At 64.6% G+C, this 25234-nt stretch carries 26 protein-coding genes; 17 read left to right on the forward strand and 9 right to left on the reverse strand.

The features are described 5' to 3' along the window. Positions 1-21: 21 nt before the first annotated feature. Both EJA05_RS09635 and EJA05_RS09640 read left to right on the forward strand, forming a co-directional pair. Positions 22-492 (forward strand): arsenate reductase ArsC, encoded by a 471-nt coding sequence (locus EJA05_RS09635; protein ID WP_125858074.1) that lies wholly within the window; start codon positions 22-24, stop codon positions 490-492. 72 nt (positions 493-564) lie between these two features. Continuing rightward, positions 565-1014, forward strand: a complete 450-nt coding sequence (locus tag EJA05_RS09640) for an NUDIX hydrolase (protein ID WP_125858075.1) — start codon at positions 565-567, stop codon at positions 1012-1014. Between the two features lie 42 nt (positions 1015-1056). Here EJA05_RS09640 and EJA05_RS09645 read toward each other — a convergent pair whose 3' ends face one another. The 4 genes from EJA05_RS09645 to EJA05_RS09660 are packed head-to-tail and all read right to left on the reverse strand — an operon-like array spanning position 1057 to position 3424. Further along, positions 1057-1524 (reverse strand): DoxX family protein, encoded by a 468-nt coding sequence (locus EJA05_RS09645; RefSeq protein WP_125858076.1) that lies wholly within the window; start codon positions 1522-1524, stop codon positions 1057-1059. A 10-nt stretch (positions 1525-1534) separates the two neighbouring features. Beyond that, positions 1535-2290, reverse strand: a complete 756-nt coding sequence (locus tag EJA05_RS09650) for an HvfC/BufC N-terminal domain-containing protein (protein ID WP_125858077.1) — start codon at positions 2288-2290, stop codon at positions 1535-1537. Beyond that, positions 2287-3120 carry an MNIO family bufferin maturase gene (gene bufB, locus EJA05_RS09655; RefSeq protein WP_125858078.1) on the reverse strand — a complete coding sequence of 278 codons (834 nt, stop codon included), beginning with the start codon at positions 3118-3120 and terminating at the stop codon, positions 2287-2289. Before bufB ends, EJA05_RS09650 begins: the two co-directional genes overlap by 4 nt. Positions 3121-3136: 16 nt before the next feature. Beyond that, on the reverse strand, positions 3137-3424 hold the full coding sequence (locus EJA05_RS09660) for a BufA1 family periplasmic bufferin-type metallophore (protein WP_125463414.1): 288 nt from the start codon (positions 3422-3424) through the stop codon (positions 3137-3139). A gap of 214 nt (positions 3425-3638) precedes the next feature. Between EJA05_RS09660 and EJA05_RS09665 the strand changes: the two genes are divergently transcribed. Next, the gene (locus tag EJA05_RS09665) at positions 3639-4226 is read left to right on the forward strand and encodes a sigma-70 family RNA polymerase sigma factor (RefSeq protein ID WP_125858079.1); all 588 of its coding nucleotides are present in this window, start codon (positions 3639-3641) and stop codon (positions 4224-4226) included. Then, positions 4213-4854: a DUF1109 domain-containing protein gene (locus EJA05_RS09670; RefSeq protein WP_125858080.1), complete on the forward strand. Its 642-nt coding sequence runs from the start codon at positions 4213-4215 to the stop codon at positions 4852-4854. Before EJA05_RS09665 ends, EJA05_RS09670 begins: the two co-directional genes overlap by 14 nt. Positions 4855-4911: 57 nt before the next feature. Here EJA05_RS09670 and EJA05_RS09675 read toward each other — a convergent pair whose 3' ends face one another. Further along, positions 4912-7005, reverse strand: coding sequence for an acyltransferase family protein (locus tag EJA05_RS09675; RefSeq protein ID WP_190306045.1), 2094 nt, complete (start codon positions 7003-7005; stop codon positions 4912-4914). Positions 7006-7494: 489 nt separating this feature from the next. On the opposite strand from EJA05_RS09675, the gene EJA05_RS09680 reads away from it, so the two are divergent. The 13 genes from EJA05_RS09680 (at position 7495) to EJA05_RS09740 (ending at position 20499) form a co-directional block, all read left to right on the forward strand. After that, a complete protein-coding gene (locus tag EJA05_RS09680; protein WP_223811897.1) occupies positions 7495-7752 on the forward strand; it encodes a hypothetical protein in 258 nt (85 codons plus the stop codon). Between the two features lie 11 nt (positions 7753-7763). Beyond that, positions 7764-8396, forward strand: coding sequence for a hypothetical protein (locus tag EJA05_RS09685; protein ID WP_125858083.1), 633 nt, complete (start codon positions 7764-7766; stop codon positions 8394-8396). 99 nt (positions 8397-8495) lie between these two features. Then, positions 8496-9110 (forward strand): YjfI family protein, encoded by a 615-nt coding sequence (locus EJA05_RS09690; RefSeq protein ID WP_125858084.1) that lies wholly within the window; start codon positions 8496-8498, stop codon positions 9108-9110. Between the two features lie 16 nt (positions 9111-9126). After that, positions 9127-9828: a PspA/IM30 family protein gene (locus tag EJA05_RS09695; protein WP_125858085.1), complete on the forward strand. Its 702-nt coding sequence runs from the start codon at positions 9127-9129 to the stop codon at positions 9826-9828. Between the two features lie 218 nt (positions 9829-10046). Then, on the forward strand, positions 10047-10703 hold the full coding sequence (locus EJA05_RS09700) for a DUF2491 family protein (RefSeq protein ID WP_178125818.1): 657 nt from the start codon (positions 10047-10049) through the stop codon (positions 10701-10703). 12 nt (positions 10704-10715) lie between these two features. Continuing rightward, positions 10716-11141 (forward strand): DUF350 domain-containing protein, encoded by a 426-nt coding sequence (locus EJA05_RS09705; RefSeq protein WP_125463422.1) that lies wholly within the window; start codon positions 10716-10718, stop codon positions 11139-11141. A 25-nt stretch (positions 11142-11166) separates the two neighbouring features. Further along, entirely contained in the window at positions 11167-11919 is a 753-nt protein-coding gene (locus tag EJA05_RS09710) for a DUF1190 domain-containing protein (RefSeq protein WP_125858086.1), read from the forward strand. A gap of 2 nt (positions 11920-11921) precedes the next feature. Continuing rightward, on the forward strand, positions 11922-13079 hold the full coding sequence (locus tag EJA05_RS09715) for a glutathionylspermidine synthase family protein (RefSeq protein ID WP_125858087.1): 1158 nt from the start codon (positions 11922-11924) through the stop codon (positions 13077-13079). Between the two features lie 321 nt (positions 13080-13400). Beyond that, entirely contained in the window at positions 13401-13886 is a 486-nt protein-coding gene (locus tag EJA05_RS09720; RefSeq protein WP_110996094.1) for a formate dehydrogenase subunit gamma, read from the forward strand. Beyond that, the gene (locus EJA05_RS09725; RefSeq protein WP_125858088.1) at positions 13880-15424 is read left to right on the forward strand and encodes a formate dehydrogenase beta subunit; all 1545 of its coding nucleotides are present in this window, start codon (positions 13880-13882) and stop codon (positions 15422-15424) included. Before EJA05_RS09720 ends, EJA05_RS09725 begins: the two co-directional genes overlap by 7 nt. After that, positions 15421-18306 carry a formate dehydrogenase subunit alpha gene (gene fdhF, locus EJA05_RS09730; RefSeq protein WP_125858089.1) on the forward strand — a complete coding sequence of 962 codons (2886 nt, stop codon included), beginning with the start codon at positions 15421-15423 and terminating at the stop codon, positions 18304-18306. The genes EJA05_RS09725 and fdhF overlap by 4 nt, the downstream gene beginning before the upstream one ends. Next, positions 18303-18506 (forward strand): formate dehydrogenase subunit delta, encoded by a 204-nt coding sequence (locus EJA05_RS09735; protein ID WP_125463428.1) that lies wholly within the window; start codon positions 18303-18305, stop codon positions 18504-18506. Before fdhF ends, EJA05_RS09735 begins: the two co-directional genes overlap by 4 nt. A gap of 175 nt (positions 18507-18681) precedes the next feature. Beyond that, a complete protein-coding gene (locus EJA05_RS09740) occupies positions 18682-20499 on the forward strand; it encodes an ABC transporter ATP-binding protein/permease (protein WP_125858090.1) in 1818 nt (605 codons plus the stop codon). 95 nt (positions 20500-20594) lie between these two features. Here EJA05_RS09740 and EJA05_RS09745 read toward each other — a convergent pair whose 3' ends face one another. From EJA05_RS09745 to EJA05_RS09760, 4 genes are all read right to left on the reverse strand, one after another. Continuing rightward, positions 20595-21767 (reverse strand): MFS transporter, encoded by a 1173-nt coding sequence (locus tag EJA05_RS09745; protein ID WP_125858091.1) that lies wholly within the window; start codon positions 21765-21767, stop codon positions 20595-20597. Positions 21768-21860: 93 nt separating this feature from the next. Next, positions 21861-23801, reverse strand: a complete 1941-nt coding sequence (locus tag EJA05_RS09750; protein ID WP_125858092.1) for a methyl-accepting chemotaxis protein — start codon at positions 23799-23801, stop codon at positions 21861-21863. A gap of 163 nt (positions 23802-23964) precedes the next feature. Next, on the reverse strand, positions 23965-24411 hold the full coding sequence (locus EJA05_RS09755; protein ID WP_125858093.1) for a PIN domain-containing protein: 447 nt from the start codon (positions 24409-24411) through the stop codon (positions 23965-23967). A gap of 3 nt (positions 24412-24414) precedes the next feature. After that, positions 24415-24699 (reverse strand): hypothetical protein, encoded by a 285-nt coding sequence (locus tag EJA05_RS09760; RefSeq protein ID WP_125858094.1) that lies wholly within the window; start codon positions 24697-24699, stop codon positions 24415-24417. Positions 24700-25234: the final 535 nt, after the last annotated feature.

A 25234-nucleotide genomic window follows, 5' to 3' on the forward strand; every position in this document is an offset into this window, starting at 1 on the left:
CCACCCTGCGAAGGAGCTTTCATGCGAGTCCTGTTCATGTGCACGGCCAACAGTTGCCGCAGCATCCTCAGTGAAGCGGTGTTCAACCACCTGGCGCCGCAAGGCTTCCAGGCGGTGAGCGCCGGCAGTTTTCCCAAGGGCCAGGTGCTGCCGCGCAGCCTGGCGACCCTGCAGCAGGCCGGCATCGCCATCGCCGGCCTGAGCAGCAAGGGTAACGATGCCTTTGCCGACAACCCGCCGGACATCGTCATCACCGTCTGCGACAAGGCGGCGGGTGAGGCCTGCCCGGTGTACTTTGGCCCGGCGCTGAAGGCCCACTGGGGGCTGGAGGATCCCTCCGAGGTGGTGGGTGACGAGGCGGTGATCGATGCCGCCTTCCAGGCCACCCTGGCCCATATCGAGCGGCGATGCATGGCGTTCTTCGCGTTGCCGTTCGCCACGCTGGAACCCGAGGCGCTCAAACGCGAGTTGCAGCGTATTGGCGGTCTTTGAGCCTTTGCTGCTCGGAAGGGGCCGGCCCACGGCGTATGATCGCCGGCCGCAAGCGCCGACAAGGAAACCGTCATGCTCCCCAACAAAGCCTGTGCAGTGGTGCTGTCATCCTCGCCGTATCCCCGGCTGCTGCTGTTCCGCCATCCTCTGGCGGGTGTGCAGTTGGTCAAGGGCAGCATCGAAAAGGGTGAAGCGCCGGGTGCGGCAGCCGTGCGTGAGTTGTGCGAGGAATCCGGGATCAGCGGTGCGCTGATCAAGGCTGACCTGGGGTGTTGGGATGCCGGCCACCAGGGGCAGGTCTGGTCGTTCCAGCTGTGTGAAGTGAAGGGGCCGCTACCGGAACAATGGGCTCATCAGACACTCGACGACCATGGTCATGTGTTCGAATTTTTCTGGGCCGAGCTCGACCAGCTGCCTCTGAACGAATGTCATCCGCTGTTCCAGCGGGCGCTGGTGTTTCTCGGCGCCGCGCTGCAGGCTCACGGCCATAAGGGCAAGTGGGTTGAGTGCGATCCCCTGTAGGAGCGGCCTTGCCGGGGCGCTCCCACAGGTTTCTGCGAGGCATCAACGCAGCTTGAGCAATCGGTCCAGCGAAAAGGCCCCGGCCCCTCGGGCGATCAGTAACAACAGCAGGCCGGCCCAGGTCAGGTGGGTGGGCCACGCATCGGGGTAGACGAACACTTCGATGACCGTGGTCATGCCGAGCAAGGCCAGGGCCGACAACCGGGTCAGCAGGCCGAGTACCAGCAGCAGCGGGAACAGGTGCTCGGCATAGGTGGCCAGGTGCGCCGCCAGCCAGGGTGAGAGCAGTGGCAGGGCGTATTCGCTGCGGAACAGCTCGTAGGTGCCGGGGGTGATGGTCAGCAGGCCTTCGACCTTGGTGCGCCCGGACAGGAAAAACACCGAGGCGATGCCGAGCCGGGCCACCAGGCACAACAGGTTGTCGCTCAGCAGCTGTTGCAGGCGCTCGGCAAGTCGGTTCCAGTGATGGCGCAGGCTGTTGGCCGGCCCGCTGGTGTGGGTGATGTCCATGGCAGCTCCTTCAGGCGAATGTGAGTGGACGAAAAGCCCGGACTTGCAACAGCCGGCCGAGCAGGTCGGTGAAGTCCAGGTCGGGTTGGGCTTGCAGCGCGAGCTGCGACGCCTGGTCCAGCGTCAGCCCGCCGGCACAGGCCTGGAGAAAGGCGCAGCCACCGTGTTCCAGGGAGTGATGGCGCACACCGTCGGCATCGCCGCTCAGCAGCACACCTTCCGCGACCCAGGGCTGCTCCTGCGGCCAGGCCAACTGTTCGCGGCTGCAGCGCCACAGGCTGTACGCCGGATGGTGTGCGAACCAGTACCAACGTACGCTGGCGCGCGGGCGCAGATGGCTGTATGCCAGGTCGCCGGCGGTCATGCCGGCCAGTTCGGCGAGGTCCAGGCAGGGATCGCAGGGCTCGCTGAAGGCCTCGTTCCACAAGCGGTCCAGGCGCGCCACATCGGCCAGGTAAGGCAGGCCGTGCTGCGCCTGCGTCGCTTCGAGAAAGGCCGCAAAGGTTGCGCCGTAGTGAATCAGCCGGGTATCGCTGGGCGGTGACTGCCGCGCATAGGCTGCCGCCGCATCACCCATCCAGGCTGGGCCGACCAGTTGCTCGACACTGGGGAAGTTGGCGCGCAGGGCATCGACGCAGCCAGCCAGCACGGTGTTGCGGTACACCGCAAACGCCGGCTGCTCGGTCAGCACCGCCAGTTGTGGCGCCGGCCGCCCTTGCAGCGCGTCGACGAACGCGTCCTGGAACTGGCGCAAAGAGGGATTCATGACAAGCCTCCAGTTTGTTCCAGCGTTGCCTGGGCCCGGTCGCGCTCGGCGAGCAGCTCGTTGAAGGGGGGAAGCTTGCCGTCACGTTCGATCAAGGTCGGGCGTGGTCCGATGCGCTCGATCAACCCTTGGTAAAGCGCCCAGACCGGTTCGGCGATGCTGGCGTCATGGGAATCGATCAGCAGCGCGCCCTGGTCGTCGTGGCTGTACCCCGCCAGGTGCACCTCGGTCACGGCGTGGGCCGGGAACCGATGGAGGTAGTCGGTGGTGTCGAAACCCAGGTTGTGTGCGCTGACGTGCACATTGTTGACGTCCAGCAGCAAGCCGCAGCCGGTACGCCGGACCAGCTCGGCGAGGAAATCGATCTCGTCCCAGTCATGCCCCTGCAACTGCAGGTAGTGGCTGGGGTTCTCGATGGAAAGGCGCCGCCCCAGGGCCTCCTGGCTGCGCTGGATGTTGTCGGCGATTCGCCCCAGTGCCTCGCTGCTGCGGGGGAAGGGCAGCAGGTCGGGGTGGTACTGGCCGCGCCAGGTCGACCAGGCCAGGTGTTCGGACACCAGCGCCGGGCGCACCTGGTCGATCAAGGCGCGCAAACGCCCTAGGTGCGCGGCATCCGGTTCAGCATCGGCTGCCAGTGACAGCGCAACGCCGTGCAGCGACAGCGGATGCTGCTCGGCGATGCGCGTAAGCCAGGCGAGCCGTGGGCCGCCGACCATGTAGTTTTCCGGGTGGACTTCGAACCACAGCCCATCGGCGTGGTGGGCCAAGGCCTGAGCGTAGTGCTCGGCCTTGAGCCCGAGCCCGGCGCCCAGCCGCGTGTTGCCGTTCATGGTCGGCCTCCTGCACTCAGGACTTGATCGGGGTCAGCGAGCCCATGCCGTTGGGCGTCTTGATCGAGGTGCAGGAGCCGGCCGGGACGTTCTTCCAGTGCATGCCGTCATAGTCTTTTTTGGCACTGCCGGCGCAGGTGGTGCCGGCGCCAGCCTTGCAGTCGTTCTTGCCGGCCATGGCAACGCCGTAGCATTTTTCCATGGCGGCACCGGTGCCGGCGGGTTGGGCGGTTTCCGCGGCCATGGCGACACTTGCCAGCGAGGCGAGGGCAAGGGCGGCAGTGGTGAGGGCGAAAGCTTTCATGGCGAGTCTCCAAAGGATGGGGCCGTGGCGAATTACCGGCGGCTCATGGACTAGTTCGCCGCACTCGTCCTTCGGGTTACAGCCACTACAAAATATTTCTCGCGATGTGCGCAGGCCACCTACCTTATTGAGGCAGGCCGACGTTCGCACGGCAGGGGTGTGCGACAGGGGGCCGATAAAAAGAAACGCGGCGAGGGTGTAACCCAGGCGGCCAATGCAACGAACTAATCCTCAGGCAGTGCTTAATGTGCGCGAGTTGCAGTTGCAGGCTTTGCTGCTGCGCGGGCTCTCGGGCGATGCAGTGGCATACCGCGATTTTCTGGCGGCTCTGGCGTTGCATGTGCGTGGCTTTTTGCAGCGGCGCCTGGCCAGGCGCCCCAGTGAGGTCGAGGACCTGGTGCAGGAAGTGCTGCTGGCGGTGCACAACGCGCGCCATACCTACCAGGCGCAGCAGCCATTGACAGCCTGGGTGCAGGCGATAGCCCGCTACAAGCTGGCCGATCATCTGCGCAGCTTCGCCCGCCACGAGGCGCGCAACGAGCCGCTGGACGATGACACCGACCTGTTCGCCGGCACCGGTGCGGAGCCGGCCGAGGCCAGCCTGGACCTTGAGCGCTTGCTCGAGCAATTGCCGGCACGTCAGCGCCTGCCCATCGTGCACGTCAAGTTGCAGGGGTTGTCGGTGGAGGAAGCAGCACGCCGCACCGGTCTCTCCAGTTCGGCGGTCAAGGTGGGCATACATCGAGGGCTGAAAGCCTTGGCCAGGTTGATTGAAGGCAGGAGTAACCATGAACACCGATGACTGGATTGACCTGCTGGCCCGCCACGAGGGCCCGGTGGACCGGCACGTGTCGGCCAAGCGCCTGGGAGTTGCACTGCTTGGTGGCTTGCTCGGCGCGGTGCTGATGACAGCGGCCATCTACGGTGTACGCAGCGACCTGGGCGAGGTCATCCGCACGCCACTGTTCTGGGCCAAGGTTGCACTGCCCGCCAGCCTGGCGCTGCTCGGGTTGTGGTTGACCCAGCGGCTGGCCCGGCCGGGTGTGAAGGGCGGTGCCTTGTGGGGGCTGCTTGGCCTGCCCTTGGTGCTGGTCTGGCTGGGCGCGGCGATCAGTCTGCTCGGTACCCCTGTCGAAGCCCGCGCCGACCTGGTTCTGGGCCGTACCTGGCGCACCTGTGCCTTGAACATCGCCCTGCTGTCGCTACCCTGCCTGATCGCTGTGTTCTGGGCCTTGCGCGGCCTGGCGCCAACCCGCCTGCGCCAGGCGGGAGCGGCTGGCGGATTGCTGGCCGGTTCGACGGCAACCCTGGCCTACTGCCTGCATTGCCCGGAGATGGGCGTGCCGTTCTGGGGGCTCTGGTATGTGTTGGGGATGCTGTTGCCGACACTTTTTGGGGTGGCTATCGGCCCGCGACTGTTGCGCTGGTGACCCGTTGCGCCCATCACGAGGTTGCAGGGCCAGCCTTGCGCTGGCCCTGCTGGCCGGTTATTGCCGGGCAGGTTGCAGGAAGGGGTTGCCCTTGTGCTGCAGGTACTGCTGGCCAAACCAGTACGAGGCGTAATCGGTGATATGACCGATATCGCGGTACACCGGCACCCCGTCGATGGCCATCAGGCAGGCGCCGTCCCGGCACTGGGCATCCTTCGGATCAATGATGATCAACTCTGGATACGCCTCCTGCGCGGCCTTGAACAGTGCGGTGAGCTTGGGCTCTTCAACGCCATCCCAAGGTTGCTGGTTGCAATGCGCGCTTTCGGCCGCGACGCCGAACATCCCACGCATTTTGATGTTGCGGTACACGCAGTTGTTGACGTTGGCCGGCATGAGCATGTTGGCCTTGACGATTACCGGAATGGCACCGGCCTCACGGATGACCTGCAGCCCTTCAAGCAGTGCGGCCTTGAGGCGTTGGTTGGAGAGCGCCTCGGTACGCTCGTCCTCCAGGGAGTTGACCACCCTGTCGGTGTTCACGTAGTTCTCCCAGATCTGGCCGAGCATCACGTACTTGTACTGATTCTGCTTGATCAGTTGGTAATAGTCGGCGCTGGCCGCGTGGCAGGTAACGTACAGCTCCTTGAACTTGTACCAGTCGTAGAGGTAGACGCCAGGCAAGGTCAGGCAAGCGGAGAAGGATTGCGCCATGACCGAGATGTTCGCGTCCTTGGCCAGGGTATCGATGAAACCCCACTCCTGGTTGGAGAACGAGTCGCCGATCAGCAGCGCCTTGGTTAGCGACTGCACGTCACCCATGGCGCAACGCTCGTCCGAGCCATCACGGGCACCTTCCAGGCATTTTTCACGGTGAGGCACTTCGGCGGCCTTGAGGCGGGTCAGGACGCCGTTGGTACCGTAGTCGAAGCGGGCGGGCCAGCCGTCGGCCTTCTTCCCGGCGGCATGCAGTGCCGACAGGCCGATGGCCGGCACGATCAGCATCAGCACCAGGGTCTTGGTGAAGCCCAGGCGCGAGTGGCGCAGTGGTTTTTCCACCAGCAGGTAGGACAGCGTTGCCAGGGCGAAGGTGAGGGCGAAGTAGCTGGCGATGACCGTTGGGGTCTTTTCCATGCCCAGGTAGTTGACGGTGGCGATGATCGGCCAGTGCCACAGGTACAGCGAGTACGAGATCAACCCGATCAATACCACGGGCCGGGACGACAGCAGCCTGGAGGTGATGCTGGAGGGGCCGACGAACAGCAGTGCGGCGGTGGCCAGGCAGACCAGCAGCGCGTGGTGGTCCGGGTAGCTCGCCACCGGGATGACCTGCAGGGCGGTCAGGACGATGACCAGCATCGCAACCAGTGCGATGGCCGAGGCCATGACCTTGCCAGGCTGTTTTCTGCCGTTGCCCAGCACGGCGACGCAGGAACCGATCATCAGTTCGAAGATGCGCGCCGTGAAGAAGTAGTAGCCATGCCCATAGAAAGCCTTGGAAATGTACAGTGCGGCGCCGAACGACAGCAGCGTCAACAGTACACAGGCATAGCCCAGCTGGCGTTTGCTCAGCGAGCGGTTCAGCAGCCACAGCCCCAGCGGCAGCACGATGTACCACTGCCACTCGATGGCCAACGACCAGGTGTGCATGAGCAGCAGGGTCGCGGCATCCGCCGTCGCATAGCCGCCCGTTGCCTTGCCGAAGTACTGGTTTGACAGCAGCAGGCTTGTGTACTTTTCGCTCTTCAGGAAATTGACATAGTCATCGGGCAGGTACAGGACGGTGGCCACGGCCAGGGTGCCGACCAGCAGGGCCAGCACCGCTGGCTGAAGCCGCCAAATCCGTCGCGCGTAGAACCCGGAGAACGTGAACGTGCCCTTTTCCATGGACCTGAGGATGATCGACGAGGTCAGGTAGCCGGAAATGACGAAGAAGATATCGACGCCGATGAACCCCGACGGGAACAGCGTGAGCCCGCCATGGAAGACCAGCACCAGCAGAACGGCAATCGCGCGCAGCCCGTCGATGTCCGCTCGATAATCAACTGTTCTTGCGGTGCCTTGGGCCGGCTGGGTAGTCGTTGCACCGCTGGGCGGAAGAACGTTTGAAACATCGTGTGGCGTGAGCGGATAGCTTTTGTCGTTTGACACAGTGGTAGTCCTTAATTCCCTTCCAATCGCCTTCAGAATCCAGGCAGCACGCAACGTGCCTGCGAGTGGGCCCGCAGGGCACAACAGCTTCCATGGTGAACAGCGCAGGCGTCTTCCAGGGCAGGGCCCTGGCTGCCGGCGCGTATCGTACAGGCCTTTAGTCATTGCATTCCATTTCAATTGCTTGGCGAATGGGCGAGGGCGGCCACAGGTGCCGTGACGACGCCCCGGGCAGCCTCCAGTGCCCTATCGAAAACCTGCCTTGGTACATCGAGAAACATTGTGAAAGCGCTGGTTACACAGCCGCGCGTCAGCGGCAGCTCCGCAGAGCCATAGTCAATCCCGCGTGTGTGCTCTGGCAGAAGCTGTCGGAGCGCCACTGGTCGCCTGAGGCAATGGAAGACTGGCATTCGCCTTGGGTGTGTACGATGATTTTCGTATCGACAAGGATGTCCCATGCAAAGAGGCTTCAAAGCAGCGAGGCGCGCAGTGATCGCAGCCCTCGAAGCGGGTGATTACCTGCATGCGTCACGCGGCGATATCGAGGTGAAGAACCTGTTGGCGACTGGAGCGGTTACGGCGGCGCAAGTCATCGACGTCATCCTCGCCTGCAACGGCACCCATTACTGCAGCAGCCCTCATCACACCGTGGCATCGGTCGAAGTTCACCTGATCAGGTGGCACGGTTGGTACATCAAGTTCTATTTTCTCGAGCCAGACACCTGGTTCATCAGCGTTCATCAGTGAGTATCCAGGCGATGACAATTCTTTTCGAAGGCGATACCGGCAAGGCGCTCTGCGAGCATTGCCATGCCGTGGTAACCACGCGTTACCTGCGCCGTGACGTGCCATTCAGTGATGGGCAAGGCGTGGCACGGGACATCCTGGTGGGCGTGTGCGATGGCTGCGATACGGTGGTGGCCATCCCGCCGCAGTCCACCCCGGCAATCCGCGAGGCGCGCAAGCAGCAACTCAAGTCCATCGAGGCGCGGCTGCCGGCGGTGTATCTCGATGTGCTCGACGCGGCGATGCAAGCGGTCAGCAGCGAGGCGGGGGCGCACTTGCGCAAGTTGTTCCTCGCCCATTATTTCCATTGGCTGGTGCGGGCCCGCCAGGGGGCGGGTCTGCAACCCGGTCACGAGGCCTTCGTCCAGGCACTCGACGCGCAGCGGCGTCAGAGGGGGTTGCCGGCGTCCGGAGCCACGCGGCGGTTGTCGATGAAGGTCAACGTGCACATGGCCGAGGACTTCCTGACGCTGCTGGGGCAAACCCGGATGAGTCAGACCGAGCTGCTAAAGGCGGTGATCGCAAGAATCCAGGTGGATGTGCTCGAGGCGCGTGATCCGCAGGTGATCGAGGCGCTGCAGCGACTGACGCGGCTGGCGGGTTAGGTCGGGTCGGGTGAGCCTGATTCATCACATGTGAGGCTTGCGGAGCTCATGATCCAGGCGTAACGTGCATCACATGTGAGACAAGGACACCCCCCTTCGATGACAGGCAAGAAAAGCTCCACCGACTACATGCGTGACATGCGCGCCCGGCTCAAGGCCGCGGGCCTGGTCAAGCGTGAGCTGTGGATCCTGCCCGAGCACGCCGCCGCCCTGCGCGGTATCGAGAAGGCTTTACGTCAGCCCCACGCGGGCAAACAGGTCAGAACGGAGGATTTCATGACCGAGCACACCCACTGGACGATCGAAACGCTGCACGGCGCCCTGCAAGGCCTGGACGAGGTGCGCGGCGGGTCGATCGGCCTGTCCCTGCAACAGGGCGCCGAGCCCAGCCTCAAGCTGGTGATGAACGAACTGGACGGCCTGCCGCTGTACATCGCCGTGGCCGGTGAGCAGATCCTGGTCGACACGCTGCTGGTGGAAGCCAGTCAGGTGAAAGACCGCGCTGCATTCAACGATGCGGTGCTGCGTACCCGCGACGTGTTCCCGCTGTCGTCCATCGGCCTGCACACGCTGCCCTCGGGCGAGTCGGTGTACACCATGTTCGGCGCCCTGAGCGCGGCCTCGTCGTTGGACAACATCGTCCAGGAGATCCACACCCTGGCCGACAACGTCATCACCGCCGCCGAAGATTTCGAAGACTACTTCACCCACTGATTCCGGAGATTGCATCATGAGTTTGTTGAGAAAGATCGTCACCGCCCTGCGTGGCGGCGCTTCGGAAGTCGGTGAGGCGATCGTCGACTCCCAGGCCCTGCGTATCCTCGACCAGGAGATCCGCGACGCGGACAACAACCTGATCGATGCGCGCAACCAGTTGGTCAAGATCATGGCCAAGCACAAGACCGCGCAGCAGCGCGTCACCGAGTTCGACAAGACCATCGGCGACTGGGAGCAGAAGGCCATTGCCGCGCTGGACAAGGGCGAGGAGGGCCTGGCCCACGAATGCGCGGCGCGCATCGCCGACCTGACCAACCAGCGTGACAGCGAGCAGGCGCTGGCCGACCAGTTCGGTGCGTCGGTGACGACCCTGACCGCCACCGTGAACAAGACCGAGGCGCAGATCAAGGGCCTCAAGCAACAGGTGGATCTGGTCAAGGCTCGCGAAAGCGTGCAGCGTGCCCAGGTCAGTGCGGCGTCGGCCACCGGCGGCGCCAATGGCAGCCTGGAAACGGCGGTCGGGTCGCTGGATCGCATCAAGAAGCGCCAGGCCGAGCGTGCCGCCGAGCTGGAAGCGGCGGCGGAGCTGGCGGGCAAGGCTGACGGCAGCGATCTGGAAGCACGCCTGAAGTCGGCTGGGATCGGCGCCAGCAACAGTGGTGCCGACGATGTGCTGGCACGCTTGAAGGCCAAGGCGGCCAAGCCGGCGGAGTGATTCGTTGAGTGGGCCGGCCTCATCGCGGGGCAGGCGCAAAAACCCTGTTGCAGACCCGTTGGCGGGGCACACGAAAAGCAGTATCGTGTCGCCCCCGCCAAAGGACTGCCGCGACCCAAGGGATTTTCAATGTCGCCTTCTGCCGACAGGCCCAGCCTGTTTGCTACAGCTCCAGTACTGGCTCCTGATCCGTCACCCTCTCACCCAGGAGATGCCCCGTGGGTTGGTTGAAACGCTTCATGGGCTTTGAAGCCCCTAAACCTGCCGCCAGCAGTCAGGCCCAAGGTAACCTGCCATTCGGCCTGGGCAGTGGGCGCATGCTCAAGCTCGATCGCTCGCTCAAACTACTGCTCGACGGGCATTGCGAACTGGAGGTTCCCGAGCAGGAAGTGGTCTGGGCGATTGGTGAGGTTGACCTCGGCCAGTCTGTGCGCCTGGCGCGCTTCTATATGGAAAACGAGGACTACTGGCTGCAGGTGGTGATGAACGGCGCGTCCGCTGACGATGTCCGTGACATCATCCTGTTCGGTTACTACAGCGTGGTGCCGGTCACCAGCGACGCGGAGCTCAAGCGCCTGGTCGGCCCCGAGTCGAACATCGGCCTGCCGTACTACGAGCACGAAGGCTACGAGTTCGTTCGCCAGTGGGGCAGCGAAGAGGGGCAGACCGAGCTCACGCCGATCAGCGAGTGGGTCACCAGCCCCGAGACCAGCTACCGCATCCAGCACCTGTCGATGCTGTATGCCCGCGAAACCGGCCTGACCGATCGCCGCGAATTCCTCCTGCTGTCGGTGGAGGAAGACGAGGACGGCAATGTCAGCCTGACCACTTCGGTGGGTGTCACCCTGCAATCAACGGACTTCAACGTCATCTGACAAGGATTCACCATGCTCGACGCACTTCGCATGTCGCTCAACGCCCAGGCAGTGATCGGCTTCATTCTCTACATCAGCGTGGCGCTGGTGCTGTTCTGGCTGTTCCAGTTCATCTACACGCACCTCACCCCGCATCGCGAATTCGCCCTGATCCGCGACAATAACAGCGCCGCCGCTATCGCCTTGGGCGGCGCGCTGATCGGCTTCTCGCTGCCGGCCAGCAACATCATCGCCTACAGCGTCGGCCTGCTCGACTTCGTGGTCTGGGTGGTGATCGCTGCCGTGGTGCAACTGTTGGCCTTTGCCATCACCAGCCTGGTGCTCAAGGGGTTGGCCAGCCGCATCGCCAAGGGCGAGATGGCCGCCGCGATCTATGCCGCCGCCGTGGCGATCAGCGTGGGCTTTCTCAATTCGGCCTGCATGACCCCGTCGGTCTGAGCCGTTTGCGCGCAAGGAGCCATACATGAGACGCAGTTCCGTCAAGCTGGTGCTGGCCAGCTCCCTGCCGCTGGCGCTTACCGCGTGCAGCGCGCCCGAGGAAACCTACACGGTCAGCAAGCGCAGCAACTACACCACCGTCCAGGCCTGTGTCGATGACAAGGTGCCGGTGGACGTGTGTTCCGATGCTTATATGGAGGCGTTGGCCGATCACCGTCGGGTCGCGCCGACCTATGGCGACAAGGCGGCGTGCGAGGCCGATTTCGTGCCGGACTACTGCCAGGTCACCAGCGACAACCGCTACATGCCGCGCCTTGGCGGTTTCGAGCTGGCGGTGTCGGGCGAGGTGAGCCAGTCGCAGGTCGACGCGGCTCGCACCCAGGTCGAGAGCAGTGGCCAGGCTGTCAGTGGTGGCAGCAACTTCAATGGCCTGCTCGCCGGCCTGCTGCTCGGCCAGGTGCTCAGCGGCGGTAATCGCCAGTACTACTCGCAGCCGGTCTACCAGTATCGCGACAGCCGCGGCGACTACCGCACCACCACCCTCGGCCAGCAGATCGACCAAGGCAAACGCTTCGAGCGCTCCGACCAGGCCCAGCAGAGCGGCGGCAGCTACAGCAGCTACTACTCCGGCAGCTCCAGCGGTAGCAGCTACAAGTCCAGAAACTCGACCCGTTCCAGCGTGTCCTCGTCGATCTCCCGTGGCGGCTTCGGCAGCCAGGCCACTGCGCGCAGCGGCTGGGGCGGCAAGAGCAGCGGCGGCTTCAGTTTCGGCGGTTGAGCATGCGCAAGATCCACTGCGACGAACGCCCGGACTGGCGCACCACCGCCGAGCGCGAAGGCTTCGCCTTTCACACCATCGACGGCGAGCGCTACTGGGATGAGCGCGGTTACTACCAGTTCAGTGAGGCCCAGGTCAGCCGTGACCTGGAGGCGCCCACCCAGGAGCTGCACGCGATGTGCCTGGACGCGGTGGCGCGCATTGTCGACAGCGAAGCGCTGATGACCCGCCTGGCGATTGCGCCGGCGTTTTTCGACCTGGTGCGTCGTTCGTGGAAGGAGGGGCATCCGCACCTCTACGGGCGTTTCGACTTCAGCTACGACGGCACGGGCCCGGCCAAGCTGATCGAGGCCAACTACGACACGCCGACCTCGCTGTACGAGGCGGCGGCGTTCCAGCTGATCTGGCTTGAGCAGCAGATTGAGCGCGGCGTGCTGCCGGCCCATGCCAGCCAGTTCAACACCCTGGCTGAAGACCTGGTGCGGGCTTTTGCGGCCTTCGAATGTGAAAGCCCGTTCTACTTCTCGGCCATCGGCGGCTCGATCGAGGACCGCGGCACCACGGATTTCCTGCGCAAGATGGCCGGGCACGTGGGTATCAGCACCCGACATATCGACCTGGAGGATATCGGTCTGAACGACGAGGGGCGTTTCGTCGACCTCGAAGGCCGACCAATCCCGCGCCTGTTCAAGCTGCACGCCTGGGAGCATATCTTCCACGAGGACTTCGGCCAGGCCATCGCCGGATGTGATACCCAGTTCGTCGAGCCAGCGTGGAAGTCGCTGATTTCCAACAAGGGCATCCTGCCGTTGTTGTGGGAATGGCACGAGGGCCATCCGAACCTGTTGCCAGCCTTCCTCGACGAAGACCCTCGGCGGCCGGTGCCCAAGGGCTGGGTGCGCAAGCCGTATTTCTCCCGCGAGGGGGCCAATGTGGACATTCGCACCACCGATGACCAGCGGGTGTTCGAGGATGGGCCCTACGACGATGCACCCTATATCCTGCAAGGTTTCGCGCCTTTGCCGAAGTTCGGCGACAGCTACACCTTGATCGGTTCGTGGGTGGTCGGTGATCTGGCCTCGGGGATCGGCATTCGTGAAGACGACACCCTGATCACCAAGGACAGCTCGCGGTTCCTGCCGCATGTGGTCGTGGACTGACCGGCTGCGCTGTCGCGTAGAGAACTACGTAGCAAGCCTCGTCAACGGGGGAGCGGGCTGATCACAACGTTGCGATTGCCCGCCGATGATGGCCCCTCCAATGGTCGGTTTCAGGACGCGCCGGGTCGCCCGCGCACAACCTCTTCGCGCAATAGCTGCCATGCTCTGGAGATGCCTTCGGACCGCGCGCACCTAGACGCTCGGCCTCAGGCAAGGAGGGTGCCCGGCACATCGTCACCGTGACGTGGCCGCGCACCGCAGCTGAACACCGCCGGGTACTGCTCATGTTTCGGGGTGGCCCGGGTTGCCGAGGTTTGCTGTATGCCTGATGAGTTGAACCACCTGCCCCTGATCCAGCGCGTCCTGGCCCGTGAAAAGGACACCCCCGGCGCCTTGTTGCCGATCCTCCACGCCATCCAGGCCGGCGTCGGCTATATCCCCGACATCGCCATCAATGAAATCGCCCATGCCCTCAACCTCAGCCTGGCCGAGGTGCGCGGGGTCATCAGCTTCTACCACGACTTTCGCACCACACCGCCTGCCCGGCACACGCTGCGCCTGTGCCGCGCCGAGTCCTGCCAGAGCCGCGGCGCCGAGGCGCTGGCCGCACAGTTGCGCGAACAGCTTGGCCTGGACGACCACGGCACCAGCGCCGACGGCGCGTTGAGCCTGCGCCCGGTCTACTGCCTGGGCGCTTGTGCCTGTTCACCGGCGCTCGAGCTCGATGGCCAGTTGCATGCCCGGCTCACCCCCGAGCGCTTGCGGGCGCTGGTGGATGGCTGCCGTGAGGAGGTGAAGGCATGTTGAACCTGTGCATTCCCTGTGATTCGGTGGCCCGCGCCGTCGGCGCCGATCAGGTGGCCGAGGCGCTGGCCCGCGAGGCCGAACGTCGCCAGCTGCCACTGCGCATCCAGCGCACCAGTTCGCGTGGCCTGTACTGGCTGGAGCCGTTGGTCGAGCTGGAAAGCGACGCCGGCCGCCTGGGTTTCGGGCCGGTCTCGGTCGAAGACGTGCCGGGCTTGCTCGACGCCCTCGCCACAGGCGAGCCAGGCCATGCCCTGGCACTGGGCCTGGTCGAGCAGATCCCTTACCTGAAAACCCAGCAACGCCTGCTGTTTGCCCGCGCGGGCATCACCCGGCCGTTGTCGCTGGACGACTACCACGCCAACGGTGGCTTCGAGGGCCTGCGCCGGGCAACGCTGATGGAGGGCGATGAGGTGGTCGCAGCCGTGCTTGAGTCCGGCCTGCGTGGTCGGGGCGGCGCGGCGTTCCCGGCGGGCATCAAGTGGCGCACCGTGCGCCAGGCCCAGGCTGTGCAGAAATACGTGGTGTGCAATGCCGACGAGGGTGACTCCGGCACTTTCGCCGACCGCATGCTGATGGAGGGCGACCCCTTCCTGCTGATCGAGGGCATGATCATCGCTGGGCTCGCCGTCGGGGCGAGCAAAGGCTACATCTATGTGCGCTCGGAGTACCCGGATGCCATCCGCGCCCTGAACGAGGCGATCCTGCTGGCCCGCGAAGCCGGTTACCTGGACGTCGCCGGCAAAGCTGTGGCCTTCGACCTGGAGGTGCGGGTCGGGGCGGGCGCCTATATCTGCGGCGAGGAAACCGCGCTGCTCGAATCCCTCGAAGGCAAGCGCGGCATCGTCCGCGCCAAGCCCCCGCTGCCAGCGCTGGAGGGGTTGTTCGGCCTGCCGACGCTGGTGCACAACGTGCTCACCCTGGCCTCGATCCCGATCATCCTGGCCAAGGGTGCTGCGTACTATCGCGACTTCGGCATGGGCCGCTCGCTGGGCACCTTGCCGTTCCAGCTGGCCGGCAATATTCGCCACGGCGGCCTGGTGGAGCGGGCGTTCGGTCTCACCCTACGCGAGCTGGTGGAAGGCTACGGCGGCGGTACCGCCAGCGGCCGGCCGATCAAGGCCGCGCAAGTGGGTGGCCCGCTGGGCGCCTGGGTGCCGCCGGCCCAGTTCGACACGCCGCTGGACTACGAGGCCTTTGCCGCCATGGGCGCGATGCTTGGCCACGGCGGCGTGGTGCTGGCCGACGACACCCTGAACATGGCCAGCATGGCGCGCTTCGCCCTGCAGTTCTGCGCCGAAGAGTCGTGCGGCAAGTGCACGCCATGCCGGATCGGTTCGACCCGCGGCGTCGAGGTGGTCGACCGGCTGATCGCCAGCACCGACCCAGCCATGCGCGAAAGCCAGGCCGGACTGCTGCGCGACCTTTGCGACACGATGCAATACGGTTCGCTGTGCGCCATGGGCGGGATGACCTCGTATCCGGTGGCCAGCGCCCTCAAGCACTTCCCCGCCGATTTCGGCCTGGAGGCCGCGCAATGATCAACTACTTCGACCCCAGCAGCGATATCGACCTGGGTACCCCCGAGCGTGTCAGCGACGTGCAGGTCAGCCTGGTCATCGATGGCCGTTCGATCAGTGTGCCGGCCGGCACCTCGGTGATGCGTGCCGCCGCGCTGCTCGGCACCACCATCCCCAAGCTGTGTGCCACCGACAGCCTCGAAGCCTTCGGCTCGTGCCGCATGTGCATGGTCGAGATCGACGGCATGCGCGGCTACCCGGCGTCGTGCACCACGCCGGTCAACGAGGGCATGGTGGTGCGCACGCAAACCCCGCGCCTGGCCGACCTGCGGCGCAATGTGATGGAGCTGTACATTTCCGACCACCCACTGGACTGCCTGACCTGCTCGGCCAACGGCAATTGCGAGCTGCAGACCGTCGCCGGCCAGGTCGGCCTGCGCGAGGTGCGCTACGGCTATGACGGCGACAACCACCTGAATGAACAAAAGGACGTCTCCAACCCGTACTTCGACTACGAACCCAGCAAGTGCATCGTCTGCAGCCGCTGCGTGCGCGCCTGCGAAGACATCCAGGGCACCTTCGCCCTGACCATCACCGGGCGCGGTTTCGACTCGCGGGTGGCGGCCGCCGGTGGCGCCGATTTTCTCAGCTCCGAATGCGTCTCCTGCGGCGCCTGCGTGCAGGCCTGCCCGACCGCGACCCTCAGCGAAAAAAGCCTGGTCCAGCTCGGCCAGCCCGAGCGCGCGGTGATCACCACCTGTGCCTATTGCGGTGTGGGCTGCTCGTTCCGCGCCGAGATGAAGGGCGACCAGTTGGTGCGCATGGTCCCGGACAAGCAGGGCGGCGCCAACCACGGTCACGCCTGCGTCAAGGGCCGATTCGCCTGGGGCTACGCCACTCACCCCGACCGCATCACCAAGCCGATGATCCGCAAGCGTCTGCAAGACCCCTGGCAAGAGGTCAGCTGGGACGAGGCGGTGACCTATGCCGCCAGCGAGCTGCGCCGCATCCAGCTCAAGTACGGGCGCGACTCCATCGGCGGCATCACCTCCAGCCGCTGCACCAATGAAGAGGCGTACCTGGTGCAGAAGCTGGTGCGCACCGCGTTCGGCAACAACAACGTCGACACCTGCGCGCGGGTCTGTCACTCACCGACCGGCTACGGCCTCAAACAAACCCTCGGCGAATCCGCCGGCACCCAGAGTTTCGACTCGGTGATGCAGGCCGACGTGGTGCTGGTGATCGGCGCCAACCCCACCGACGCCCACCCGGTGTTCGGCTCGCAGCTCAAGCGCCGCTTGCGTCAGGGCGCGCGGCTGATCGTCATCGACCCACGGCGCATCGACCTGGTCGACTCGCCCCATGCCCGTGCCGAGCTGCACCTGCAACTGCGCCCGGGCACCAACGTGGCCATGCTCAACGCCCTGGCCCATGTAATCGTCAGCGAAGGCCTGCTCGACCAGCGCTTCATCGATGCCCGCTGCGAGACCGAGGACTTTGCCCGCTGGCGCGATTTCGTTGCCCTGCCCGACAACGCCCCGGAGCTGCTTGGCCCGGTGTGCGGCGTGCCCGCCGAGCAGATCCGCGCCGCCGCCCGGCTGTACGCCACCGGCGGCAACGCGGCGATCTACTACGGCCTGGGCGTGACCGAGCACAGCCAGGGCAGCACCGCGGTGATGGGCATCGCCAACCTGGCCATGGCCACCGGCAACATCGGCCGTGAAGGGGTAGGGGTGAACCCGCTGCGCGGGCAGAACAACGTGCAGGGTTCCTGCGACATGGGCTCGTTCCCCCATGAGCTGCCCGGCTACCGGCATATCTCCAACGCCAGTGTGCGCAGCGAGTTCGAACAGGCCTGGGGCGTGACCCTGCAACCCGACCCCGGGCTGCGCATCCCCAACATGTTCGAGGCCGCGCTCGATGGCAGCTTCAAGGCGTTGTACTGCCAGGGTGAGGACATCGCCCAGAGCGACCCCAACACCCAGCACGTCACCGCGGCCTTGCTGGCGATGGAGTGCGTGGTGGTGCAGGACATCTTCCTCAACGAAACGGCCAAGTTTGCCCATGTGTTCCTGCCGGGCAGTTCGTTCCTGGAAAAGGACGGGACCTTCACCAACGCCGAACGGCGCATCTCGCGGGTACGCAAAGTGATGGAACCGTTGGCCGGCAAGGCTGACTGGGAAGCCACCATGGCCCTGGCCAACGCCCTGGGTTACCCGATGCAGTACCGCCACCCGTCCGAGATCATGGACGAAATCGCCCGCCTGACGCCGACCTTCCACCGCGTCAGCTACAGCGAGATCGACCGCCACGGCAGCCTGCAGTGGCCGTGCAACGACGCCGCCCCCGATGGCACCCCGACCATGCACATCGACCAGTTCGTACGCGGCAAGGGCCGCTTCATGCTCACCGGTTATGTGCCCACCGACGAGAAGGTCAACAACCGCTACCCGCTGCTGCTGACTACCGGGCGCATCCTCAGCCAGTACAACGTCGGTGCGCAGACCCGGCGTACCGACAACGTTGCCTGGCACGCCGAGGACCGCCTGGAGATCCACCCCAGCGACGCCGAGAGCCGCGGCATCAGCGACGGCGACTGGGTCGGCGTGGGCAGCCGTGCGGGGCAGAGCGTGCTGCGTGCCAGGGTCAGCGCTCGGGTGGCGGCGGGGGTGGTGTACACCACCTTCCACTTCCCCGAGTCCGGCGCCAACGTGATCACCACCGACAATTCCGACTGGGCCACCAACTGCCCCGAGTACAAAGTCACCGCAGTGGAGGTGGTGAAGGTGTTCCAGCCGTCGGAATGGCAGAAGCGCTACCAGAGCTTCAGTGACGAACAGCGGCGCCTGCTTGACGAGCGACGTCAGGCGCAAGGCAAGGAAAAGGCGGAGGTACGCCGATGAGCAGCGACAACCTGGTGAAGATGGCCAACCAGATCGCCCACTACTTCGACAGCGAGCCGGACCGGGACAAGGCGGTGCAGGGCGTGCGCCAGCACCTGCAAAGCTTCTGGACCCCGGCGATGCGCAGGCAGTTGGGGGAGTGGATCGAGGCCCATGCGGGGGAGGGGCTTGATCCGAAAGTGCGCGAGGCGCTGGCCTAGCGATTGATGGTGCGGCCTCATCGCGGGGCAAGCCCGCTCCCACGAGCAACAGCGTGGGAGCGGGCTTGCCCCGCGATGAGGCCGTGACAGGCAAAAAATGAAATGTCCGTCATATACGTGAGGCTATTCGCAAGCGAATGCTACGCTCGCGAAAACACTGTCACGGAAACCCACCATGGACATGAACTGGCACCAGGCCCTGCAAGACAGCCTGAGCTGGCTGGCAATTGCCACTGGCATCACCCTAGTCTGCTTCACCGCCGCCGCCACGCTGGCCGTGCGCTACACCCGCTGGGGCCGCCAGTTCTGGCAGCTCGCCGGGCCCTACTTCAGCATTCAACGCAGCTGGCGGCCGTTGCTGGCATTTGCCCTGCTGCTGGTGCTGACCCTGTTCTCGGTACGCCTGAACGTGCTGTTCTCGTTCTGGTACAACGGCTTCTACAGCGCGCTGCAGGCCCTGGACCAGGCAGCGTTCTGGTACATGCTGGGGGTGTTCGCGGTGCTTGCCGCCATTCATGTGCTGCGTTCGCTGTTCGCCTTCTACGTCACCCAGGCGTTCAACATCCATTGGCGGGTCTGGCTCACCGAGCGCCTGAGCGCCGACTGGATGCACGGCGATGCCTATTACCGCGGGCAATTCCTCGCCGAACCGGTGGACAACCCCGACCAGCGTATCGAGCTGGATGTGAACGCCTTCGTCACCGGCTCCGTGTCGTTGGCGCTTGGCGCGGTCAGCGCAGTGGTCTCGCTGGTGGCCTTCACCGGGATTCTCTGGGGGCTGTCGGCGCCGCTGGCGGTGGCGGGGGTCGAAGTGCCACGGGCGATGGTGTTCGCCGTGTATGTGTATGTGCTGATCGCCACCTGGATCGCCTTCCGCCTCGGGCAGCCACTGATCCGCCTGAACTTCCTCAACGAAAAGCTCACCGCCAACTTCCGTTACGCGCTGATGCGCCTGCGCGAAAACGCCGAGAACATCGCCTTCTACCAGGGCGCGCAGGTTGAGCGCGGCACGCTGCTCGGCCGCTTCTTCGCCTTGATCGGCAACGCTTGGGCGCTGGTGTTCCGGAACCTGAAATTCAGCGGTTTCAACCTGGGCGTCAGCCAGGTCGCGGTGGTCTTCCCGTTCATCCTCCAGGCGCCGCGCTTCTTCAGCGGTGCGATCAAACTGGGCGACGTGATGCAGACTGCCCAAGCCTTCGGCCAGGTGCAGGATTCGCTGTCGTTCTTCCGCGAGTCCTACGACACCTTCGCCAGCTACCGCGCCACCCTCGACCGTCTGACCGGCTTCCTTGATGCCAACCAGCAGGCCAGTGCCTTGCCCAAGGTCGACACCGACGGCTTGCCCAAAGCATTGGCCATCACCGGGCTGCAGGTGCTGCGCCCGGACGGCCATGCCCTGATCGCCAACCTCGACCTGCACCTGCAGGCCGGCCAGGCGCTGCTGATCAAGGGGCCTTCGGGCAGTGGCAAGACCACCTTGCTGCGCGCCCTGGCCGGGCTGTGGCCCTATGCCGAAGGCGAGGTCCGGCGGCCACTGGGGCACCAGGCGCTGTTCCTTTCCCAGCGCCCGTACCTGCCCTTGGGCGATCTGCGCACGGCCATCGCTTATCCGGCAGACGGCAGGCCCGAGGACGATGCGCGTATGCAGCAGGCGCTGCGCCAGGTCAACCTGGCCCACCTGGCCGAACGCCTCGACGTGCAGTGCGACTGGTCACGAATTCTTTCGGTGGGCGAGCAGCAACGCCTGGCGTTCGCCCGGGTGCTGTTCAACCAGCCCCAGGTGGTGTTCCTCGACGAGTCGACCTCGGCGATGGACGAGGGGCTGGAGCATGGGCTGTATGCCTTGCTGCGCAGCGAGATGCCCGAGACCTTGCTGGTCAGCGTCGGGCACCGCAGTACCCTGGCGGCGTTCCATACCCACCGGCTGGAAGTGGACGGGCAGGGTGGGTGGTCGTTGTTCGAGCAGCAGCCGGTGGTCGAGGAGCCGGCTTAGATCCGCGGCCCTCAATGCCTTCAGACCGCTCCTACAGCGAACGTGCAAGTTCATTGTGGGGGGCGGCTCGTCGGCGACGGCCCCGAGCGGCCCTTTCAGGGCTGGATCTGGCATTTCCATACACCCGCCAAAGTGGCCAGCGCAAAAGCCCCACCCACCAGAAACGTCGCCTGATACCCCAGCCAATCCCACAACCCTCCGGCCAGTGCACTGGCCACCAGCAGCGCCACCCCGGTCAGCAAGTTGAACAGCCCGAACGCCGTGCCGCGCAGGTCGGCTGGCGCGCTGTCGGCGATCAACGCGCTGAACACCCCTTGGCTGAAACCCATGTGCAGCCCCCACAAACTCACGCCCAATGCCAAGCCGAGCCCGTTCGGCAGTAGCGCCAGCGAGAGGTCGGCCAACACCAGCAAGCCCAGCCCGACCATCAGCACGCCGCGTCGTCCGAGCCGATCCGACAGCACCCCGGCGGGGTAGGCCGACAGTGAGAATGCCAGCGCCATGGCCACCAGCACCGCTGGCGCCCACAATGCCGGCAGCCCCAGCGCCTGGCCGCGTAGCAGCAGGAAAGCCTCACTGAAACGGGCCAGGGCAAAGCACGTGGCCAGGAGGATCAGCCGCCAGTAGCCGCGCCCCAGGCGTGCCAGTTCGGGCAATGCCAAGGGCGAGCGCACGGGCCTGGGCGCGCCACGGTCTTCAGGTTCGTGGACGAAGGCCAGCAGTACACAGACGGCCAGCACGGCCGGTATCACGGCGGCCCAGAACACCGTCTGGAAATGGCTCGCCGTCAGCCACATCAACAGGATGGCCAGCAGCGGCCCGATGAACGCGCCGACCGTATCCAGTGCCTGGCGCAGGCCGAATGCCGCCCCGCGCAACGCCGGAGGGGTAACGTCGGCAATCAATGCGTCACGCGGGGCGCCTCGTATGCCTTTGCCGATGCGGTCGACGAAGCGGGCAGCAGTCAACCACTCAAGCCCCGAAGCCAGGGGGAACACGGGCTTGGTCATGGCCGCCAGGCCATAGCCGAGCACGGTGAGCAGCTTGCGCTTGCCCAAGTGGTCGCTGAGGGCGCCAGAGAACACCTTGGTGATCGATGCCGTGGCTTCGGCGATGCCTTCGATCAGCCCGACCGCCAGCACCGACGTGCCCAGTACGCCAACCATGTACAGCGGCAGCAGGGCGTGGATCATCTCCGAAGAGATGTCCATGAACAGCGAAACGAAGCCCAAGGCCCAGACGCTGCGGGGGAGGGGTAGGTGGGGCATGGTGATCTCGCGCAGGGCTTCGAGATCACTGTAGACAATGCCGGCCCTTTCGCGGAGCAGGTCGCATCGGCGCACCGCCGCCCCCATGACGCCTTACGACTTGAACCGCCCTACCAGACCGTTCAGCTCATCCGACAGCAGCGCCAGCCGCCCGGAGTCCGACTGCGCCGAGCTGGCCAGCCCTTCCACCAGCCGTGCTTCGTCGTAGATCTGCTGGATGTGCCGGTTGATCTCTTCGGCCACGCTGTGCTGCTCCTCGGCGGCGGCGGAAATCTGCAGGTTCTGGTCGCGGATCTCGTTCACCGACAGCTGGATGCCTTCGAAGCTGTCCCGCGCATGCTCGATCGACGACACGCTGGCGCGCGACAGGTCCAGGCAGCTTTCCATCTTCTGCGAGACCTCCTGGGTCTTGTCGCCGAGGGTATTGAGCAACTGGTCGATCTCGCCGGTGGAGTCGGCGGTGCGCTTGGCCAGTGCCCGCACTTCATCGGCGACCACGGCGAAACCGCGGCCCTGGTCACCGGCCCGTGCGGCTTCGATGGCAGCGTTGAGGGCCAGCAGGTTGGTCTGCTCGGCGATGGCGCGGATGGTGCCGAGGATCTGGTTGATGCTGCGGCTGCCGGCTTCCAGTTCGACCATGGCCTGGGATGATTCGCTCAGGCGGCGGCCCAGGCGGTTGACGTTGTCGGTGGTCTGCTCGATCTGCTGCTTGCCTTCGGCCACTCGGCGATGGCCCTGTTCGGCGGCATCGGCGGCGCTGCTGCATGAGCGCGCCACTTCGTTGGCGGTGGCGACCATCTCGTTGAACGCAGTGGATACCAGCTCCACCGCCTCGCGCTGGCGCCCGGCGGCTTCGTTCATGTCGTCGGCCATGGTGCTGTTGGCCTTCGAGGCCTGCTGCAGGTTGTTCGACGCGGCGCCGATGCGCTGGATCAGCTGGCGGATGGCGGCCAGGAACTTGTTGAACCAACCGGCCAGTTCGGCGGTTTCGTCCTTGCCCTGGATCTGCAAGTCGCGGCGCAGGTCGCCTTCGCCTTCGGCGATCGACTGCAGGCCCAGGCTGACCTGGCCGATGGGCTTGACGATCACCCGCGAGAAGGCCGCGGCCACCAGGGCGAACACCAGCGCCAGCAGCATCACGATGACGGTGGTGACGTAGGTCATGCGCGTGGCCGCGGCCATGACTTCGTCGTATTCGATCAAGCCGATGAAGCGCCAGCCAAGGCCCGGGGAGGTCCATACGTTGGCCATGTAGCGCACGCCATCGATCACCACCTCGGTGGAGCCCTGTGCGGTGGCGGCCAGCTGTGCGTAGGGCGCGCCGAGGTCCTTGAGCTGTTTGAAGCTGTGCGAGGCATCGCGCGGGTCGACCAGCACCGTGCCGTCTTCGATCAGCATCACGTAGCCGCTGTCGCCGAGCTTGATGCTCTTGACCAGCTCGGTGAGGTTTTTCAGTGAGACGCTGACCACGAATACGCCCTTGGCCTTGCCGGTTTCGTCGAGCAGCGCCCGGGCGGTGCCGACCAGGGCCACATCGTCCTTGTCGTAGTAGTAGGCGGCGGTGCGCACGGTCTTGTCCGGGCTGGCCATGGCGGCCTTGTACCAGGGGCGGGTGCGCGGGTCGTACTTGGCCAGTTGCGGGTCGTCCGGCCACTTGGCGTAGCTGCCGTCTTCCAGGCCGATGGACAGGATCGCCGCCGCCGGGTGGGTGGTGCCATAGCGGGCGAAGGCGTCGATGACCTGCTGCGCGGCCGGCGGCAGGGGCTGGCTGGCCGCATCGGCGGCAGTGTAGTTCTTGAGTGAGGCGACCGAGGTGTATACAGGATCCTTGGCCATTTGATCGACATTCTGCAGAGTACCGTCGAAAAATTGCCGCATGTTGCCGTCGATCTGGCGGATTTCCCGGGTACTGCCATCGAGGAACTGCTCCACCGCTTCACTGCGGATGTTCAGCACCGAAATGCCGCCGACCAGCGCCACCGGGATAAAAGCCACCAGTACGAAGGCCAGGACCAGCTTGTTCTTTATCTTCATGCGTGACGCCCATCCGTGAGAGTGAAGGTGCACATGGCCGTTGTATCTGTCTGATGGCCACTTGCTATCTTTGCTGTTCAGGTGGGTCGGAATATAAACCTTTGACGAAATATTCGTGTACAAAAAATCAAGTAATTGTTTTGATCTTTGAGTCAGGCGGGGGTCAGGCGAGGGTGTAGGGGATGATGTTGGCGGGTTGGCTGGCGAACAGCGGGCCGAGCATCCGGTGATCATCGGTCAGGATGAAATAGTCGGATGCCAGTTGGATGAGAGAGTTGTCGGTGATACCGAAGCGCAGGAAGTGCTCGCCACAGCTGTCGGTATGGATGTCCGACTCGACCTGGCGGAACATCGAGAACAGCTGGCCGGCGACGGCGAGGGCCGAATGGTAGGCGAGGCCAGTGAGGTCGATCAGGTTGGAGATTTCGGTGGCGATGTAAGGGGTGATGTGAACTTCGTCGTGCTCGGCGATGATCGCCAGGACCTTCTGGTAGTCCGCGTCAGCGAACTTCTTCAGGCGTTTTGACACCCGGATGAACCTGCCACCTTCCAGGCTGCCGATTACCAGCAGCAGGAGCAGGTTGGTGTCGATGATCAGCTTCCTGGCCATTCATCACTCCTTGTTCCTGAAACCCTTGAACTTGCCGCTGGCCGCATCGATGAGAAACACCTTGTGCTCGCGGCGAGTACCCATGATCTTCGCCAGCTGGCGCAGGGGTGAAGTGCTGTCGGCGTCGACGTTGAGGGGGGCCGGGTCGAGTTGGTAGCTGTAGGTGATGTGGTAAGTGCTCTCGTCGGGGGAGAGCAACGCTTCCTCGAGTTGCACATGCATGGCGCTGGCGACCAGCTTGTGCAGGTTTTCGGCGGCAATGCCGATGGCGTGATCGAACTCAATCATGGTGGCTGCTCTTGTTGGATGCCTCGGGGCCAAGAGTGGGAGGCAGACAGGCTGTAGGAGTGGATTCTGGCACATGGGAGCACGCAGCGCTGTGAGGGGAAGAGACTGCACGCTAGGGCGATATCCAGGCAGGAGCAAGCGGCAAGCTGTAAGTGCATGTTCCATCGAATGAAATCGCGGTGATTACGCAAGTGATTGGTTTTAAGGAGAATTCTTAGGACTTTCCTTATTTCACGTAGGGTATTTCCCAAGCATGATTTTGCGGCCTTTCGGCGGTTGTTCTCGTCAGCCGAGCTCCTTAGTCTCGCCGGGTCGTTGTCACTTCAACGACCGGGTGTGCAAGCCCGCACATGTAGTGCGAAGAATACGCCGCTGTTTGATCAAGGCGAATTCGCTCGCAAGCCGCTTATGGTGGCTGCGCGTGGGAGGTCTTCGGACCTGCCGGGTTCCTACATCTCGGTCTTGCACACCTGCGCGCAGCTGCCTCCAACTTTCCGAGTGCAAGCGGATTCAGGCAGCTTTTCATGGCTATGTA

This window comes from Pseudomonas oryziphila (assembly GCF_003940825.1).
GTDB classification, from domain to species: Bacteria; Pseudomonadota; Gammaproteobacteria; order Pseudomonadales; family Pseudomonadaceae; genus Aquipseudomonas; species Aquipseudomonas sichuanensis.